The organism is Bradyrhizobium sp. AUGA SZCCT0222, from assembly GCF_018130205.1.
In the GTDB taxonomy this organism is placed as follows: Bacteria; Pseudomonadota; Alphaproteobacteria; order Rhizobiales; family Xanthobacteraceae; genus Bradyrhizobium.
This window is the reverse complement of the sequence record NZ_JAFCLX010000006.1, coordinates 167,776-183,814: the sequence shown is the minus strand read 5'-3', so window position 1 is coordinate 183,814 and position 16,039 is coordinate 167,776. Positions and strand designations below refer to the sequence as shown.

Below are 16,039 nucleotides of genomic sequence, written 5' to 3'. Positions count from 1 at the left end.
GCCTCTCATTAGTGACACTAGTTGCGAATAATTCGCAATTGCAAGTCAGGGAGGCGGTCGATGCGTCAGCTCAAGCGGGCTTTTGGCGGCAAGGACGGAGACCATGACGATTTCCACTTCGGCAATTTTTCCCAGCATTTTTTCCTGCCGCACCAGCCTCACGGTCCACATGGCTCGCACGACTCCCACCCCTCTCATGGGGGCCATGGTTCTCACGGGGGCCACGGCTCTCATGGCTCGCATGATGACCCGTCGTGCCAACCGGGTCCGCAGCCGGTAAAAATCGAATACCGCAGCTTCGACGGCTCGCAGAACAACCGGTCGGATTCTACCCTCAACGCCGCCGGCACCGAATTCGCGCGCATCGGCACCGCGCATTTTGCCGACGGCATTTCGGTGCCGCTCGGCGGCAACAATCCGCGCACCATCAGCAATCTCGTGGTCGGCGCCGGCGACGCCGACGTGGCGAATCCGGAAGGTGTTTCTGCGTTCATGTACGCCTGGGGCCAATTCATCGACCACGACATGACGCTGACGCGGACCGACGGCGTCAACGACATCAGCGTCGTGGTCCCCGCCGGCGATCCCGTATTCCCCGCCGGCACCATCATTCGGATCACCCGCGCCGTCATCGATCCCACGACCGGTGCGGGCACAGCCAATCCGGCGATGGCGGTCAATTCCAACTCCGCCTGGCTCGACGCCTCGATGGTCTACGGGTCGAGTGCGGCGATCGCGGCCAGCCTGCGCACCGCCGACGGCCACATGAAGACGTCAGCGGGCGACAATTTGCCCATCGTCAACGGCATGGTGGTGGCCGGCGACGGCCGTGCCGCGGAAAATCCGGCGCTGACCGCGCTGCAGACGCTGTTCGTCCGCGAACACAATTATCAGGTCGACAAACTGCACCATGAGCATCCGAACTGGAGCGGCGACCAGCTCTACAATTACGCCCGCGCCATCGTGTCGGCCGAAATCGCCAACATCACCTATTCCGAATTCCTGCCGAACCTCGTCGGCAAGGACGCGCTCACGCCCTATGACGGCTATGATCCCAATGTCGATCCGCATTTGACGCTGGAATTCGTCGCCGCGGCGTTCCGCTTCGGACATTCGATCGTGTCGGGTGAAACCGAAGGCCTTGCGGAAAACGGTGAGGTCATCGCCGGCTCCGAGGAAGACTTGAAGGACGTGTTCTTCCAGCCGGCGGCCAACTTCATCGACAATGGCGGCGCCGACGGACAATTGCGCCATCTGGCCGCCGATCCGTCGCAGGCGCTCGATGCGCGCATCGTCGAGGATCTGCGTAATTTTCTGGTCGATGCGCCGGTGTCGATGGATCTCGCCGCGATCAACATCCAGCGCGCGCGCGACCTTGGCCTCGGCACGCTCAACCAGACCCGTGAAGCGCTCGGGCTCGACCCCTACACGGATTTCAGCCAGATCACGAGCGATCCGGAGACGCTGGCCGGACTGAAAGCGGCCTACGGCAACGTCAACAATGTCGGCCTGTGGACCGGCGGCCTGTCGGAAAACCATGTCCCCGGCGCGCTTGTCGGCGAAACCTTTCAGGCCATCCTGACGATGCAGTTCGAGGCGCTGCGCGACGGCGACCGGCTCTGGTTCGAGAACCAGGGCTTCGATGCCAAGACGTTGTCCGAGATCAAAGGCACGACGCTGGCCGACATCATTCTGCGCAACACCGACACCAAGCACATCCAGGACGACGTTTTCGTCACCTATGTCCGGCACACCGGGCTTGCCGGCGGCGTGGAATCAGAGGATCCCGACGCCCGCCAGATCGTCATCGGTTCCAACGGCGCCGACACCTTGATCGGCGGTCCGCAGGGAGATTACCTATTCGCCGGCACCGGCAAGCAGACCATGACGGGCAACGCCGGCGCGGATCGCTACGTGTTCGATTCCGGCGCCACCAAAGCCAGGATCACCGACTTCGATCCCGGCGTCGACCTGCTGGTGTTCAAGCACGCCGGGCGCCTCGACTTTCGCGATGTTAAAATCTCGAGCAACCACGGCAACACGATCGTGCAGGTCGGCGACGACTGGATCGAACTGACGGGCGTGCGGCCCTATGAACTCAGCAGGCACGACTTTCTGTTCGACATTTGATGGGTCAGCAAGACGTGGATGGCCGGGACAAGTGTTTAGCCCGGACAGTTCACTGACAGGTGTTGGGAGACATAGCTGACACATCAAGGTGAGAAACCTCCACACGATCACGTGTGGAGGTTTTTTCATTGCCCCACAGCTTGTCGGGAAACGGGTGGGTTGGACCGTGCAGTCGTCGGACAATGAGGGCCAATAAAGCCATCAGGGAATCGCCCCAAGGAATCCCCCATGTCCGCCGCCGAGACACCGCATCTGCCGCCGACCTTCAACCGCCTCGCCTGGTCCAACCTCGCCGCGCAATCGGCCGAGCAGGTCGCGCTCGCCGCCGCCCCCATCGTCGCGGTGCTGCTGCTGGGCGTCGGCGAAGGCCAGACCGGCCTGCTGCAGACCGCGCTGACGCTCCCCTTCATCCTGTTTGCGATCCCGGCCGGCCTGCTCGCCGACCGCATCTCGCGGCGCTGGCTGATGGCGGGCGCCGAAGCGCTGCGCGCGGTGGCGCTCGGCGGAATCCTGCTGCTGATCTGGCTCGGCTGGATGACGCTGCCGCTGCTCGCTCTGCTCGGCTTCATCGCGGTGTGCGGCACGGTCGCCTATAGCGTCGCCGCACCGGCGCTGGTGCCGTCGCTGGTGAACCCGGAGCAACTACCTGCGGCCAACGCGCGGATTGAGCTGGCGCGTACCGTGGCGTTCGCCAGCGGCCCCGCGCTCGGCGGCGTACTGGTCGGATGGGTCGGTGCGGCCCCCGCCTTCGGATTTGCCGCGGCGCTGTCTGTGATCGCGGTGGTGCTGCTGTCGGGCATCTATGAGCCCGCCCGCGCGCCCGCGCCGCGCCGCCATCCACTGCAGGAGATCAAGGAAGGCGCGGTCTTCGTGCTGCATCACAAGCTGCTGCGGCCGGTGTTCATCACCCAGTTCATCTTCAATACGGCCTCGTTCCTGCTGCTCGCCGTGTTCGTGCCCTATGCCGTGCGTCATCTCGGCCTTTCGGCGACCGGCGTCGGCACGACGCTGGCAATGTACGGCGTCGGCATGGTGGTCGGGGCGCTGCTGGCAACGCGCGTCATGAAGCGCCTCGCCTTCGGCACCGTGATCGGACTCGGCCCGGTGACCGGTTTCGTCGCCGCCACCGTGATGGCGCTGACGACCATCTTTCCATCACCGCTGCTCGCGGGCCTGAGCTTCTTCCTGCTCGGCGTCGGCCCGATCCTGTGGGTGATTTCCACCACCACGCTGCGCCAATCGGTGACGCCGCCCTCGCTCCTGGGACGCGTCTCCGCCATCAACATCATGAGCTATGGCGCCCGCCCGCTCGGCTCGGCGCTCGGCGCCATCGTCGGCGGCCTCTACAGCGCCGAAGCCTGCCTCTATCTGGCGGCTGCGATCTTCGCCGCGCAAGCGCTGGTGATCCTGATGTCGCCCGCCGTCTCGCTGACCCGGCAGCCGGACATGGTTCCGGAACCGGCGAGATGACAACGGGCCGCTGAGACAGTAACCACGCACGTCATTGCGAGGAGCGAAGCGACGAAGCAATCCATTCTTCCTTTACGCGGAGGGATGGATTGCTTCGCTTCGCTCGCAATGACGGCCTTGGCGACAATTTTCTTCCAAAATGACCCTCCACCGTCCATTCCGGTTTCCATGCTTCACTTTATATGATACTCGTAATTTCATATAAGAGCGGGAACCCTCCATGGCCGACCAGACCGTAGCGATCGCGAGCCCCCGTCCGGAGGCCTCCTCCACCGTCCTGCACATCGCGGTGCTGGCAGCGCTTGCGGCCACCGGGACGCTGGCGACCAATATCCTGCTGCCGTCGCTGCCGCAGATGGCCACCTCGCTGCACGTCACGAGCGCTGCGGTCACATCAGCCATCACGATCTTTCTCGCGGTGTTCGCGGTCGGCCAGTTGGTGGTCGGACCGATCTCGGACCGCTACGGCCGCCGCTGGCCGGTACTGATCGGATTTGCGGTATTTTTTGCCGGCAGCGTCTGGTGCGGCCTCGCCACCGACCTGCCCAACCTCCTCGCCGGCCGCGTCGTCCAGGCCGCCGGCGCCTGCGCTACCTCCGTGCTGTCACGCGCGATTGCGCGGGACCTATTCTCCGGCGCCGCGCTGGCGCGCGCGATGGCGCTGATCATGATTGCGATGGCGGCGGCGCCTGGCTTCTCGCCGCTGCTCGGCGGCGCGCTAGATCACTATTTCGGCTGGCGTTCCGAATTCGCGCTTGTCGCCGCCTTTGCGGTGCTCGGCGCGCTCGCCTACAGCATGGTTCTGGGCGAGACCCATCATGCGACGCGCACACCGCTCGACCCGCTCGCGATTGCCAAAAACTATCTCGGCCTGATCGCCGACCGGCGTTTTGTGGTGCCGGCCGCGACCGTGAGCCTGATCATGGGCGGTCTGTTCGCGATGTTCTCGGCCGCGCCCCGCGTGCTGATCGAAGCGATGCACTTTACGCCGATCCAGCTGGGCCTGTTCTTCGCCGGCACCGTGCTGATCGTATTCGCCTCAGGCATGCTGGCGACAAAGCTGGCGCCGCGCTACGGGCTCGACCGCTCGATCCGCGGCGGATTGTTCGCGGCTGCTGCCGGCAGCCTCGCGATGCTGCTGGTGTCGCTGTATAGCCCGGCCTTCTTACCATTTCTGGGTGCGATGAGCGTGTTCCTGCTCGGCATGGGCATCGTGAACCCCTTGGGCACCGCGCAGGCGCTCTCCCCGTTCGGCGAGAAAGCGGGCGCGGCCTCCGCTCTGGTCGGCTTCTGGCAGATGATGACGGCGGCGATCGGCGTCTGGCTGGCCGCGACGATCTCGCGTGAAGCGCTGTTCGCGCTCGGCGTGGTGCTGACGGTGTTTTCCTTCGTCGCGGTCGGGCTGTATACGCTGCGCGCCAAAGCGGCCTAACTGCCGAGATAGCGCTCGTACTTTCCAGCGACGACCTCATCCGACGCAATATCCGGATCCAGCGTGTAGAGATCCTGCGCGCGGCCGATGCCGCGCAGCGCATAGCGGCCGGTGGAAACCAGATAGTTGCGTCCCGCCGCATCCAGTCCCGTCCTGAACGCCTCCGAGGTCAGCAATTCGCGGTCGACCGAGCGGCACATCGAGGCGATGCGGCTGACTTCGTTGACGGCCGGCCCCACCACGGTGAAGTCGAGCCGGTCATCACTGCCGATATTGCCATAGAAGACTTCGCCGACATGCAGGCCGACATGGGCCGTCGTCACCGCCACGCCTTCGGCGGCACGGCGGGCACTGACCGCAGCCATGTTGCGCCGGAAATGGTGTTCGGCGCGCAGCGCTGTGCGCTTGGCAACGGCCATGTTCTCGTTGGTGAACATCGCCAGCACGCCGTCGCCGATCAGTTTCAGCACCTCGCCGCCGGCGTCATGGATGGCGTCGATCGAGGCCTGCGCATAATCGTTCAGGAACGGGATGATCTGGCCGGGCTCGATGCTCTCGCTGATCGAGGTCGAGCCGCGCAGATCCGAAAACCACAGCACCGCGTTGATGCGCTCAGTGACGCCGCGGGCAATGCGGCCACGCAGCACCTGCTCCGACGCGTCCCGGCCGAGATAGACCCGCCCCAGCGTCCGCGCGACTTCGGCCTGTGCGGCGGATTTGACCGCAAGCCCAAGCACCGGCACCAACTCGCGCAAGGCGGCGAGCCCCTGCTCGCCAAAACCTTCGTCGCACCGGGTCACCCATGTCGAGTAAAAGCAGTCCATTTGGCCCATGGTGCCGGCTTCGCCGAAGCGGTGCACCATGCTGAGAAAATGCTTGTGCCCCTTGGCGGACAGGTCCTCGATCATGTTGAAATCGAGGCCTTCGCAATCGGACAGATCGATCAGCAGTTCGTCGCCACCGGTTTCAAGCAAATGGTAGAATGTCGAGCGCCGCCAGTTTTCCGCAACGGCGCCGCCCTCGCTACTCGAACCATATTCGAAACTGTCGCTCTCGTTGGTCTGGGAATGACTCCAGCGAAATCCGCGGCCCTCGAACACCGGGTGCAGCGTGTCAATGATGACCATGGCGCGCGACAGCTCCAGGCCATGGGCACGGCAGCGCTCGCAAAAGCCACGGAGCAGATCGTTTTCGGGCAGGCCTGTCAGGCTCTGGTGGGCGATCCAGTTCATCAGGCGCAGGCGGGGCGTGAGTTCCATGCCGCCATTATGCCGCGCAATCGTGACAGACGGAAGCCTGCCGCAAACCCTTACGTTTTCCCGGATATGACGACTTCGCCGTCTTCCTTCACGAAGGAGTCGACGGGACGGTCGAGCAGGTCGAGCACCAGTTCCGACGGCCGGCACAGCCGCACGCCCTTCGCCGTCACCACGATCGGCCGGTTGATCAGGATGGGATGGGCGAGCATGAAATCGATCAATTCATCGTCGCTCCATTTGGGGTCGGTAAGGCCGAGTTCCGCGTAGGGCGTGCCTTTTTCGCGCAATAGCTCGCGCGCGGAGATGCCCAACGCCGCGATCAGTTCGACCAGCCGGGCACGGCTCGGCGGGGTCAGCAAATACTCGATCACCTCGGGCTCTTCGCCGCTCTGCCGGATCATCGCCAGGGTATTGCGTGAAGTACCGCAGGACGGGTTGTGATAGATGGTCACGCTCATGTGTGAGCTTCCTTCGCAGTTGCGGTCACCTCGCCTGCCCCGCGCAGCAACCAGCCCATCAGTATCATCGCAAGGATGGCGCCCAAAAGTTCGGCGGCGATGAAACCGGGCAGATCGGTCGGACGAATTCCCGAAAACGTATTGGTGAAAGATCGGGCAATGGCGACCGCGGGATTGGCAAACGAGGTCGACGACGTGAACCAATAGGCCGCCGTGATGTAAAGCCCGACCAGCCAGGGGATCGCCGGCCGGTTGAACCTGATGCCGGCGAGTATCGTGACAACCAATCCGAACGCGGCCACGGCCTCGGCCAGCCATTGCGCGCCGCCGGTTCGGACCTTGAGCGAGGCATCCAGCAGCGGCAGGGCGAACATCGCGTGCGCCATGATGGTTCCAGCGATGCCGCCGGCGATCTGCGCCGCCACATACGACAACGCCTCGCGCGCCGTCAGCTCGCGACGGAGCGCAAACACCAGCGACACCGCGGGATTGAAATGCGCGCCTGATATGGGCCCGAGAATGGTGATGAGCACGACGAGGATCGCGCCGGTCGGCAGCGTGTTGCCGAGCAGCGCGAGCGCAACGTCCTTGGTCAGCGTTTCCGCCATGATGCCGGAACCGACCACGGTTGCTACCAAGATCGCGGTGCCGAGGGCTTCGGCGGTCAGGCGGCGCGGAAGATCAAACTTTTGCATCAGCGCGCTTTTTCCTGGCAGGCGGACAACACGGCGTGAGGTCTTCGATCAGCGGCGTGCAGATTTCCGGTCGCCCATCGCAGCAATCCCTGACCATGAACAGCATGACGCCGCGAAAAGCGTCGAGATCGGCGCGGTAGACGATCGAGCGGCTGAAGCGCTGGGCCGTCACCAGCCCTGCGCGCGACAGGATCGCCAGATGCGACGACATGGTGTTTTGCGGCACCGCCAGCGCCCTGGCGATATCGCCGGCCGCCAGCCCATCCGGTTCGTGCTTCACCAGCAGGCGAAACACCTCGAGCCGGGTCGGCTGCGCCAGCGCGGCGAGCGCGAGAATGGCTTGCTCTGATTCCATATATCCAGACTTATGGATATATATCATGCTGTCAAGCCTCGCGGAGGTACCCGCGATGCTTTGCCGACACCAATGTTGCCCGACGGGCAAATTTGATGTCGTCCTCTCCCCGTCATTGCGAGCGCAGCGAAGCAATCCATATTGCCCCAAGCCGTGCCATGGATTGCTTCGCTCCGCTCGCAATGACGGTTAAGTGCGACAAAACAACCCGACGACGGGCAAATCACTTCCGATTTACGGAATTCATGTCAAGCCCCGAAATGAAAAATATTTCGGTTTACCAGAACGGCAAATCAGGTGCATATATTCGCCCATCCCGTCCTACTCAGAAGGGCGTCGGCCGTCGTCACGGACGTTGGGCGGGTTGCGGTGGACGCTGGGCTCACGTCTGACGACGGCGTGGATCGAGCGTACGGCAAAACCGTGTGGTCCTGGCACCCGTTGCTGGTGTCAAGCTGTCGGAGAAGCGCAAGCGGAAACGGCAGTGACGGAGTCAACCAAGAACTCGTCTCCGGGGAGAGCACGGCATAAGCCGTAAAGCCATTGCGCAGGGAATGTCGGATGTTCTCCGCTGCCCTGTATGCTCGTGTGCAGCTTTCTTAGCACAATTCGCACACGAGACCGCGGGTGCAGCGCGCATCCGGCATTCCCTGCGCCCTCTGAATTGGAGGGCGGAGAATTTCTGGCAAAGCTCGGGCGCAATGCGTCGCGAGATCGCGAAGTTGCGTTTGGATGATGGTGCAATAACAAACACCGCCGTCGTCCCGGCCTTGAGCTCAGATGCGCAATTGCGCATCGGGGGACCCATAACCACAGGAAGAAGTTTTGCGAATGGTCTCCGCTATCGAGTCCTCATCGAGAGATCACGCGGTATGGGTCCCGGCTCAAGGCCGGGACGACACCTTAGCCGGACTAGCTATTTCCATAATTCTAGAAATACAGTTGACAACCCCGGATTCGAATATCATGATGCCGCCATGAAACTCGACGACGCCGCTGCACATCTCGAGGCGCTGGGCAATCCGACCCGGCTCAAAATCTATCGCGCGCTGGTTCGTGCCGGCGATGCCGGAATGCCGGTCGGCCGGCTCCAGGAAAAGCTCAAGATCGCCCCATCCACCCTTTCCCACCACATCAAGACGCTGATGGTCGTCGGCCTTATCGATCAGGTGCGGGAGGCAACCACACTCGTGTGTCACGCCAATTACGATGTGATGCGAGGATTGGTGGAGTTCCTGGTTGCGGAATGCTGCACCGGCAACGCCGAAAGCAAGGATGCCAAGACCGCGGCGTGAGTTGCGCCGCCATCAATTTCGATATTTCTAGTTTGATGGGAGAACAGTATGAGCGAGGCAAAGTCCGTTGCGATCATCGGCGCCGGCCCGGTTGGCCTTGCCGCCGCCGCCCAGGTGCTGGAGCGCGGGCTCCGGCCGATCGTGCTGGAAGCAGGCGACAACGTCGGGCATTCCGTTCGCCAATGGAGCCATGTCCAGCTGTTCTCGCCGTGGCAATACAACATCGACCGCGCCGCGGAGCGCCTGCTCGCGGCAACGGGGTGGAATTCGCCCGACCCGCAGCACTATCCGACCGGCGCGGAATTGCTGGAGGGCTATCTTGAACCGCTCGCGGCCAAGACCGCCCTCGCCGACCACATCCACACCTCCAGCCGCGTCACCGACATCAGTCGCGCTGGTTTCGACAAGCTCAAGACCAAAGGACGCGAGTCAGCGCCGTTCGAAATTCGCTATCAGAACGGGCAAGGCCCGAAGGTCGTCAAGGCTGACGCCGTGATCGACGCGTCAGGCACCTGGCATTCGCCCAATCCGGCCGGCGCCAATGGCCTCCTCGCCATCGGCGAGGCGCAGGCGGCGAGCAAAATCGCCTACGGCATGCCCGATATTCTGGGACAAGATCGCGCGCGCTACGCCGGCAAGACCGTCGCCGTGCTGGGCGCCGGTCATTCGGCGATCGGCACGCTGACCGATCTCGCGCGGCTCGCCGCCGAGGTGCCGGAGACACGTCCGGTCTGGCTGTTGCGGGGCAATGATCCTGCCAAGGCCTTTGGCGGCGGCGCCAATGACAAGCTGGTTGCGCGCGGCGAGCTTGGCGCCGCCTTCGCATCGCTGGTCGCGGCCGGCCGCATCAAGGTCCAGAGCGAGTTTCGGGTTTCGCACATCACGGCGGATGGCCCTCGCCTCACCGTCGCGACCAGCGCGGGCAGTTGCTGCCGCCAGATCGCCGTCGACGAGCTGATTGTTGCCACGGGCTTCCGGCCGGACCTGAATTTCGTGCGCGAGCTTCGCATCCAGCTTGATCCGGCGATCGAATGCCCGGTGGCGCTGGCGCCGCTGATCGATCCGAACGAACATAGCTGCGGCACCGTGCGGCCCCACGGCGCGCGCGAACTGGCGCAGGCCGAACCCGGCTTCTATTTCGCCGGCATCAAGTCCTACGGCCGTGCGCCCACATTCCTGATGCTGACGGGCTATGAACAGGTCCGTTCGATTGCCGCCGATATTGCCGGCGATCACGCGGCGGCAGAGCGTGTCGAACTGGTGCTGCCCGAAACCGGCGTTTGCAGTCGCGCGGACGCGCCCGGCGCAAGCCAGTGCTGCGGCGGACCGGCACCATCAGATGTTGACGCCTGTTGCGCAGCGGATGCAAATGCCAGGCAACAAGGCAAAGCAGGATGCGGCTGCGCGTCCTGAACGAACTGGGGTGAAACGCATTTCCTTAAACGGCCGATCCGTCATCGTCGCGATGTGTGTGGGGCAGCTCGGCAGCCTGCTCCCCCATGTCGTGGTGCCTTCCATTCTCGCGGCGTTTTTGATTCCGGAATGGCATCTGAGCGGCGCGCAGGCCGGCCTGCTCGCAGGCTCGGGCGCTGCGGGCTACATGTTGGCCGTGCCGGTGCTGGCGACGCTGACCGACCGGATCGACGCGCGCAAGATTCTAATCGCCGGCTCTGCGGTCAGTGCAATCGGTACATTGCTGTTCGGCCTCTTTGCCACCGGCCTCTGGTCCGGGGCGTTGTTCAACGCCATCGCGGGCATCGGATTTGCGGGCGCTTACATGCCCGGCCTCAAGGCGTTGACCGACCGGCTTGCGCCCGGCGACTCATCGCGCGCGGTCACGTTCTACACGTCGAGCTTCTCGTTCGGCGTCGGACTGTCGTTCCTCATCTCACAGCTCGTCGCGGACGCCTGGGGCTGGCGCGCCGCCTTCCTGGTGACGGCGCTGGGCCCGCTGGTGATGCTTTCGGTCTGCTTCCTGCTGCAACCGGTGACGCCGAAGCCAGCGCAAGGCCGTTTGCTGGATTTTGCGCCGGTGTTCCGCAACACCAGCGCGATGGGTTTCGTTCTCGGCTATGGCGCGCACTGCTTTGAACTTTACGGCATCCGAACCTGGCTGGTGGCGTTCTGGACGTTCGTGGCGGCGAGGAGTTCGGACGGCTCGATCCTGACCCCCGTCGTCGTCAGCGTGCTGTTCTCCGTGCTCGCGATGCCCGCAAGCATTCTCGGCAATGAATGCGCGATCCGGTTCGGCCGCCATCGCGCCATCACCGCCGTGATGTTCAGTTCTGCCGTCGTGGCGCTCTTGATCGGTGCGTTCGCCGACAAATCGCCATGGCTGTTGCTGCCGCTGATCCTGGCCTATGCCATCACCGTGCCCGCTGATTCCGGCGCGCTGACATCGGGGATGACGATGGCGGCGGACCCGAAATACCGCGGGGCGACGATGGCCGTGCATTCGACCGTCGGCTTCAGCCTTTCGGCTTTGGGCGCCTGGGCCCTTGGCGTCGCGCTGGATGCGGCCGGGGGGCCGTCGAGCGCCTCCGCCTGGACGGCGGCGTTTACCGTGCTCGCGGCCGGTATTCTGCTTGGACCATTGGCACTCTACTGGTCGAGACGGACCGCGGTTCAGGCATGAGTGCGACACAAGCCTGTTGCCACCTGGCGTCATGGCGCCTAGGTTCCAAGTTGTCTATTATCATAGACAACTTGATTCCGGCACGCTGGAACGGCGGCGGCGAGAACAAGCAGTCGCAACGAAAAAGATAAGCCATGAGCGCACGCCCCCTCCCCATCATCATCGCGCTCGGCACCACGCAGACGCTGGCCTGGGCGTCGAGTTATTATTTGCCGGCCATTCTGGCCGACCCGATCTCGCGCGATCTCGGGGTCTCCTCGAACTGGATATTTGCCGCCTTCTCGGCCGCATTGGTGCTCTCGGCCTTGCTTGGCCCGCGCATCGGCCGGCAGATCGACCTGGTCGGTGGCCGGCCGGTGCTGTCGATGTCCAACATGGTCTTCGCGGCAGGACTGACGCTGCTTGGGTTCAGCTACTCCATTCCGGTAATGGCCATCGCATGGCTCCTGCTCGGTATCGGCATGGGAGCCGGCCTCTACGATGCGGCGTTCGCCGCGCTCGGGCGCATCTACGGCAATGACGCGCGGCGCTCGATCACCGGCATCACGTTGCTCGCGGGTTTTGCATCCACGGTCGGATGGCCGCTGTCGGCCTGGGGGCTGGAGACCATCGGCTGGCGCAACACCTGCTTTACCTGGGCGGCGGCGCATATCCTGATCGGCCTGCCGATCAATTTGCTGATGCTGCCGGCGGTCAAGGGCGCCAAGGCGGCGGTGGCGAACGCGGTCAAGCCGCACATCGCGATCGACCGCACCATGATCCTGCTGGCCTTCGTGTTCGCCGCCGCCTGGACCGTGACAGGTGCAATGGCCGCCCATCTGCCACGCATCATGGAAGCCGCCGGCGCCACCACCGCGCAGGCCGTGTTCGCCGGCGCCCTGCTCGGCCCGGCGCAGGTGGCGGCGCGTATCTTCGAGGCTGGCTTCCTCAGCCGCTTTCATCCGCTGGTCTCGACCAAGCTCGCATGTGTCACCAATCCGATCGGCGCGGCGATACTCGCATTGGTCGGTGGCGGCGCGGCCAGCGTGTTCGCGATCTTCTACGGCGCCGGTAACGGCATCCTCACCATCGCGCGCGGCACGCTGCCGCTGGCGATCTTCGGCCCCCAGAATTACGGCTATCGCCTCGGCATCATCGGCGCGCCGGCGCGGATGGCGCAGGCCGCCGCTCCATTGCTGTTCAGCCTCCTGATCGACATCATGGGCAGCCGCGTTCTGATCGTCTCCTCCGCGCTCAGCCTCGCGGCGCTGCTCGCGCTGTTTTTGGTGCGCAGCCACCCGCCCATGACGACACAATCATGAGGACTCCCAATGGTAGATGACACGACGCCGTCGATCCGGCGCATCAACCCGCCCGAACTCGGCACCCCACCCGGCTATTCGCAGATCGTTGACGTCAGTCCGGGCCGCCTCATCTTCATCGCCGGCCAAACCGCGCTCGATCGCGACGGCAATGTGGTCGGCAAAAACGATTTCGCCGCGCAAGCGGATCAGGTGTTTGAAAACCTCACCATCGCGCTGCGGGCGAGCGGATGCACCGCCGCCAACCTGGTCAAGCTCACGGTGTTCCTCACCGACATGGACAATCTCGGCCGCTACCGGGAAGCCCGGAACCGCTTCTTCGCGTCCGTCACGCCGCCGGCCGCGCCCGCGGTGACGCTGGTCGAGGTGTCGAAGCTCTATGGCCCCGATTTCCTGATCGAGATCGAGGCCATCGCTGCGGCGTGAGTCGTCACGCATTAGACGGCTTGTTCGCCGCCGACGTCGCGATCCAGATGCCGGCGAACACCGCGACCAGCCCGAGCACGAGGTTGGGCGTGATCGGCTCCCCGACCAGCTGCGTGGCTAGCAATCCTGCCGCCAGCGGGTTGACCGTCATGGTGTTGGCCACGCGGGTCGGCGACGCCCGCTCCAGCGCCCACAGGATGAACGCCAGCGCGCCGCCGGCGATCCCGAGATAGAGGCCTGCGATCCATTGCGCCGTTCCGAACTGGCTCAAGACCGCGACGCTCCCGGTCAGGGAGCCCACCAGGATCAGCGCGGCGGCACCCGTGCCCATGCCGACGGTGAGGAAGCCTAGCGCGCTCGAGCGCTGGATGAACGGACGGGACCAGACGTTGTAGAACGCCATGCACAAGACGGCCGCCGTCATGATCAGCTCGCCACGCCACGCGCCCGCCGGCGCGCTCGAAAGCCCCGATGCAAGGGCTGCGAAGACGCCGAGCACGGCGATGCCGACGCCGACCGATTTCCGTTTCGTCAGCGGCTCGATGCCGAGCAACGCGCCGACCACCATGGTGTGCAGCGGCAGCGTCGCCAGCGCGAGGCTGGCGCGCGCCGCGGTCGTATAGGACATCGCGATGTTGTAGAGGACGAAGAACACGCCAAAGAAGCAAAAGCCCAGTGCGGCGACGGCAGGCCAATCCCGGCGCTGCGGCCAGCGCGCCTTCAAGAGCAGCGCGGCAGGCAACACGCAGCAAAAGCCGATGCCCCAGCGCAGGATCGCCATCGTGACCGGATCGGTATTGCCGGCGAGATAGCGCGTGATCGCCGCCGCGGTCCCGCCGAGGCAGCTCGAGACCAATGCGATTGCAACACCGACCCATTCGCCCAACGCCGCCTCCCGTCGCGCCGTCTGTGCAGCGCGCGTGCGAGATATGGTCGTGGTAAATCGAACACGCGAGTCGAAAATGCTCTTCCTTCGAATCTTTCTGCGATGTGGCGGCAAGTGGCAGCAGAACGCAAGGCAGACGTTTCCTGAATGACTAGTCCCTCGCGTTCTCCTCCGGCGGCTTGATGTGGCGGAACGAGAACAGCAGCGCGAGGTCGTAGGCGATCTTCAGCGCGCCACAGACCACCAGAGGCAGGCCGGAGAATGCCGTCATCAGCAGCGCGCCCGAAATCGCCGGGCTGATCGCAGACGCGAGGCTGCGCGGCACCGCGGTGACGCTGGCGGCGGCGGGCCGCTCTGCGGGTGTCACGACTGCCATCACATAGGAAGTGCGGGTCGGCACGTCCATTTGCGACAACGCCGAGCGCAGCAACAGCAACCCCAGCGCCAGATAAAGATTGGGCGAGAACGCCGCCAGGATCAGGAACACGCTGGAGGGGATATGCGTGAACACCATGGTGTTGACGAGGCCGATACGTCTGGCGAGCCAGGCGGCGACCGGATAGGAGAAGGCGCTCAGCGTGCTCGACCAGAAGAAGAACAATCCCGCCGCAGATAGTGAAAGATCGAAGCGCTCGAACAGCCACAGCACCAGCAACGACTGCGCGACGAAACCGCCCGCGAACGCATCGATGCTGAACAGCGCGGCGAGCTTGTAGACGGTGCCGCGCGAAGGCCCGAGCGGCGTCTGCGGCGCCCGCTCCTCGCCGCGCGTGTGAGGGACACGACGATAGAGCGCGGCGCAGAGAATACCGAGCGCGGCGTAGGCATAGAACATCAGGCGGAACGCGCCGAGCTGGGTGCTGCCGCCGGCAACGAGAAAATCAGGCAGCGACGCCGCCAGCGATCCCGCCGCGGTGGCCAGCGCGCCGATCAGGCTGTAGCGGGCAAAGATCTGCGTGCGGCGCTCGTCCGTCGCGCTGTGGGCGAGCACAGCGTGCTCAAGCGGTACCAGCACGCCGAGGTCGCCGCCGGACGGATTGATGGTGCCGATAAAGGCGACCAGCACGATCAGGACAAAGTGCTCGACGCCCGGGAACGCAATCCCGGTGGCCGCCATCAGGCCGGCGCCGAACATCAGTAGCGGCCGCAGATCATGGCGGGGCGCGATCCAGCCGACGATCAAGGTCAGCAGCGCGGTTCCCAGCAGCGAGGCGGTGGCGACGATGCCGACCGCGATGGCGTCATAACCAAGCAGCGTCATGTAGGCCGGCAGGATAATGATCGCAAAACCGTCGCCGAATCCGCGCAAGCCCCGCGCGACATAGAGCAGCGTGATCAGCGAGGCTGCGGTAGACGATTTGGACTCTGTGGGGATGCTGGCCATCGATCCATGCCTTCATGCGCAACTCGACACGTCGAGCGGTGCGCAGAGCTTGGACGGCGGACCGTCTGACGGGGAGCCTGCTTTGTCCCCGATATGACGCATGCTAGGTCCGGACAAAGAATTCCGCAAGCATCGGGCCCGTAGGATGGGTGGAGCGAAGCGATACCCATCGTCCATCGGCAATTCGCAATTGATGGGTTTCGCTCCGCTCTACCCATCCTACGGAGCGGTGCATGGGTTGACAGCCGAACCGGCAAGCAGTTAATTCGGCACATGGGGACGTTGCGATCTCCCCACGAGGCGACATGCCCAA

At 64.3% G+C, this 16,039-nt stretch carries 14 protein-coding genes; 8 read left to right on the top strand and 6 right to left on the bottom strand.

The features are described 5' to 3' along the window. Positions 1 to 60 precede the first annotated feature (60 nt). The 3 genes from JQ629_RS07580 (at position 61) to JQ629_RS07570 (ending at position 5,032) form a co-directional block, all read left to right on the top strand. Positions 61 to 2,130 (top strand): peroxidase family protein, encoded by a 2,070-nt coding sequence (locus JQ629_RS07580; protein ID WP_212412122.1) that lies wholly within the window; start codon positions 61 to 63, stop codon positions 2,128 to 2,130. A 228-nt stretch (positions 2,131 to 2,358) separates the two neighbouring features. Continuing rightward, complete coding sequence (locus JQ629_RS07575) at positions 2,359 to 3,600, top strand: MFS transporter (RefSeq protein ID WP_212412121.1); 1,242 nt, start codon at positions 2,359 to 2,361, stop codon at positions 3,598 to 3,600. Positions 3,601 to 3,820: 220 nt separating this feature from the next. Then, the gene (locus JQ629_RS07570; protein WP_212412120.1) at positions 3,821 to 5,032 is read left to right on the top strand and encodes a multidrug effflux MFS transporter; all 1,212 of its coding nucleotides are present in this window, start codon (positions 3,821 to 3,823) and stop codon (positions 5,030 to 5,032) included. On the opposite strand, the gene JQ629_RS07565 is transcribed toward JQ629_RS07570, so the two are convergent. Genes JQ629_RS07565 through JQ629_RS07550 form a run of 4 tightly spaced genes read right to left on the bottom strand, consistent with a single transcriptional unit; the run spans position 5,029 to position 7,799 of the window. After that, the gene (locus tag JQ629_RS07565) at positions 5,029 to 6,291 is read right to left on the bottom strand and encodes an adenylate/guanylate cyclase domain-containing protein (RefSeq protein WP_212412119.1); all 1,263 of its coding nucleotides are present in this window, start codon (positions 6,289 to 6,291) and stop codon (positions 5,029 to 5,031) included. The two genes, JQ629_RS07570 and JQ629_RS07565, sit on opposite strands and share 4 nt — an antisense overlap. 50 nt (positions 6,292 to 6,341) lie before the next feature. After that, the gene (gene arsC, locus JQ629_RS07560) at positions 6,342 to 6,749 is read right to left on the bottom strand and encodes an arsenate reductase (glutaredoxin) (RefSeq protein WP_212412118.1); all 408 of its coding nucleotides are present in this window, start codon (positions 6,747 to 6,749) and stop codon (positions 6,342 to 6,344) included. After that, on the bottom strand, positions 6,746 to 7,444 hold the full coding sequence (locus tag JQ629_RS07555; RefSeq protein WP_212037762.1) for an aquaporin: 699 nt from the start codon (positions 7,442 to 7,444) through the stop codon (positions 6,746 to 6,748). The genes arsC and JQ629_RS07555 overlap by 4 nt, the downstream gene beginning before the upstream one ends. Further along, on the bottom strand, positions 7,431 to 7,799 hold the full coding sequence (locus JQ629_RS07550) for an ArsR/SmtB family transcription factor (RefSeq protein ID WP_212412117.1): 369 nt from the start codon (positions 7,797 to 7,799) through the stop codon (positions 7,431 to 7,433). The genes JQ629_RS07555 and JQ629_RS07550 overlap by 14 nt, the downstream gene beginning before the upstream one ends. Positions 7,800 to 8,776: 977 nt before the next feature. On the opposite strand from JQ629_RS07550, the gene JQ629_RS07545 reads away from it, so the two are divergent. The 5 genes from JQ629_RS07545 to JQ629_RS07525 all read left to right on the top strand — a co-directional run bounded on the left by JQ629_RS07545 (position 8,777) and on the right by JQ629_RS07525 (position 13,456). Then, positions 8,777 to 9,094, top strand: a complete 318-nt coding sequence (locus tag JQ629_RS07545) for an ArsR/SmtB family transcription factor (RefSeq protein ID WP_212038354.1) — start codon at positions 8,777 to 8,779, stop codon at positions 9,092 to 9,094. A gap of 48 nt (positions 9,095 to 9,142) precedes the next feature. Then, positions 9,143 to 10,507: an NAD(P)-binding domain-containing protein gene (locus tag JQ629_RS07540; RefSeq protein WP_212412116.1), complete on the top strand. Its 1,365-nt coding sequence runs from the start codon at positions 9,143 to 9,145 to the stop codon at positions 10,505 to 10,507. 52 nt (positions 10,508 to 10,559) lie between these two features. Then, the gene (locus JQ629_RS07535; protein WP_212412181.1) at positions 10,560 to 11,729 is read left to right on the top strand and encodes an MFS transporter; all 1,170 of its coding nucleotides are present in this window, start codon (positions 10,560 to 10,562) and stop codon (positions 11,727 to 11,729) included. 134 nt (positions 11,730 to 11,863) lie between these two features. Further along, positions 11,864 to 13,030, top strand: a complete 1,167-nt coding sequence (locus tag JQ629_RS07530) for an MFS transporter (RefSeq protein ID WP_212412115.1) — start codon at positions 11,864 to 11,866, stop codon at positions 13,028 to 13,030. Between the two features lie 9 nt (positions 13,031 to 13,039). Continuing rightward, positions 13,040 to 13,456, top strand: coding sequence for a RidA family protein (locus JQ629_RS07525; RefSeq protein WP_212412114.1), 417 nt, complete (start codon positions 13,040 to 13,042; stop codon positions 13,454 to 13,456). Positions 13,457 to 13,460: 4 nt separating this feature from the next. Here JQ629_RS07525 and JQ629_RS07520 read toward each other — a convergent pair whose 3' ends face one another. Further along, positions 13,461 to 14,342, bottom strand: coding sequence for a DMT family transporter (locus tag JQ629_RS07520; RefSeq protein ID WP_212412113.1), 882 nt, complete (start codon positions 14,340 to 14,342; stop codon positions 13,461 to 13,463). Between the two features lie 151 nt (positions 14,343 to 14,493). Further along, on the bottom strand, positions 14,494 to 15,726 hold the full coding sequence (locus JQ629_RS07515) for an MFS transporter (protein ID WP_212412112.1): 1,233 nt from the start codon (positions 15,724 to 15,726) through the stop codon (positions 14,494 to 14,496). Positions 15,727 to 16,039: the final 313 nt, after the last annotated feature.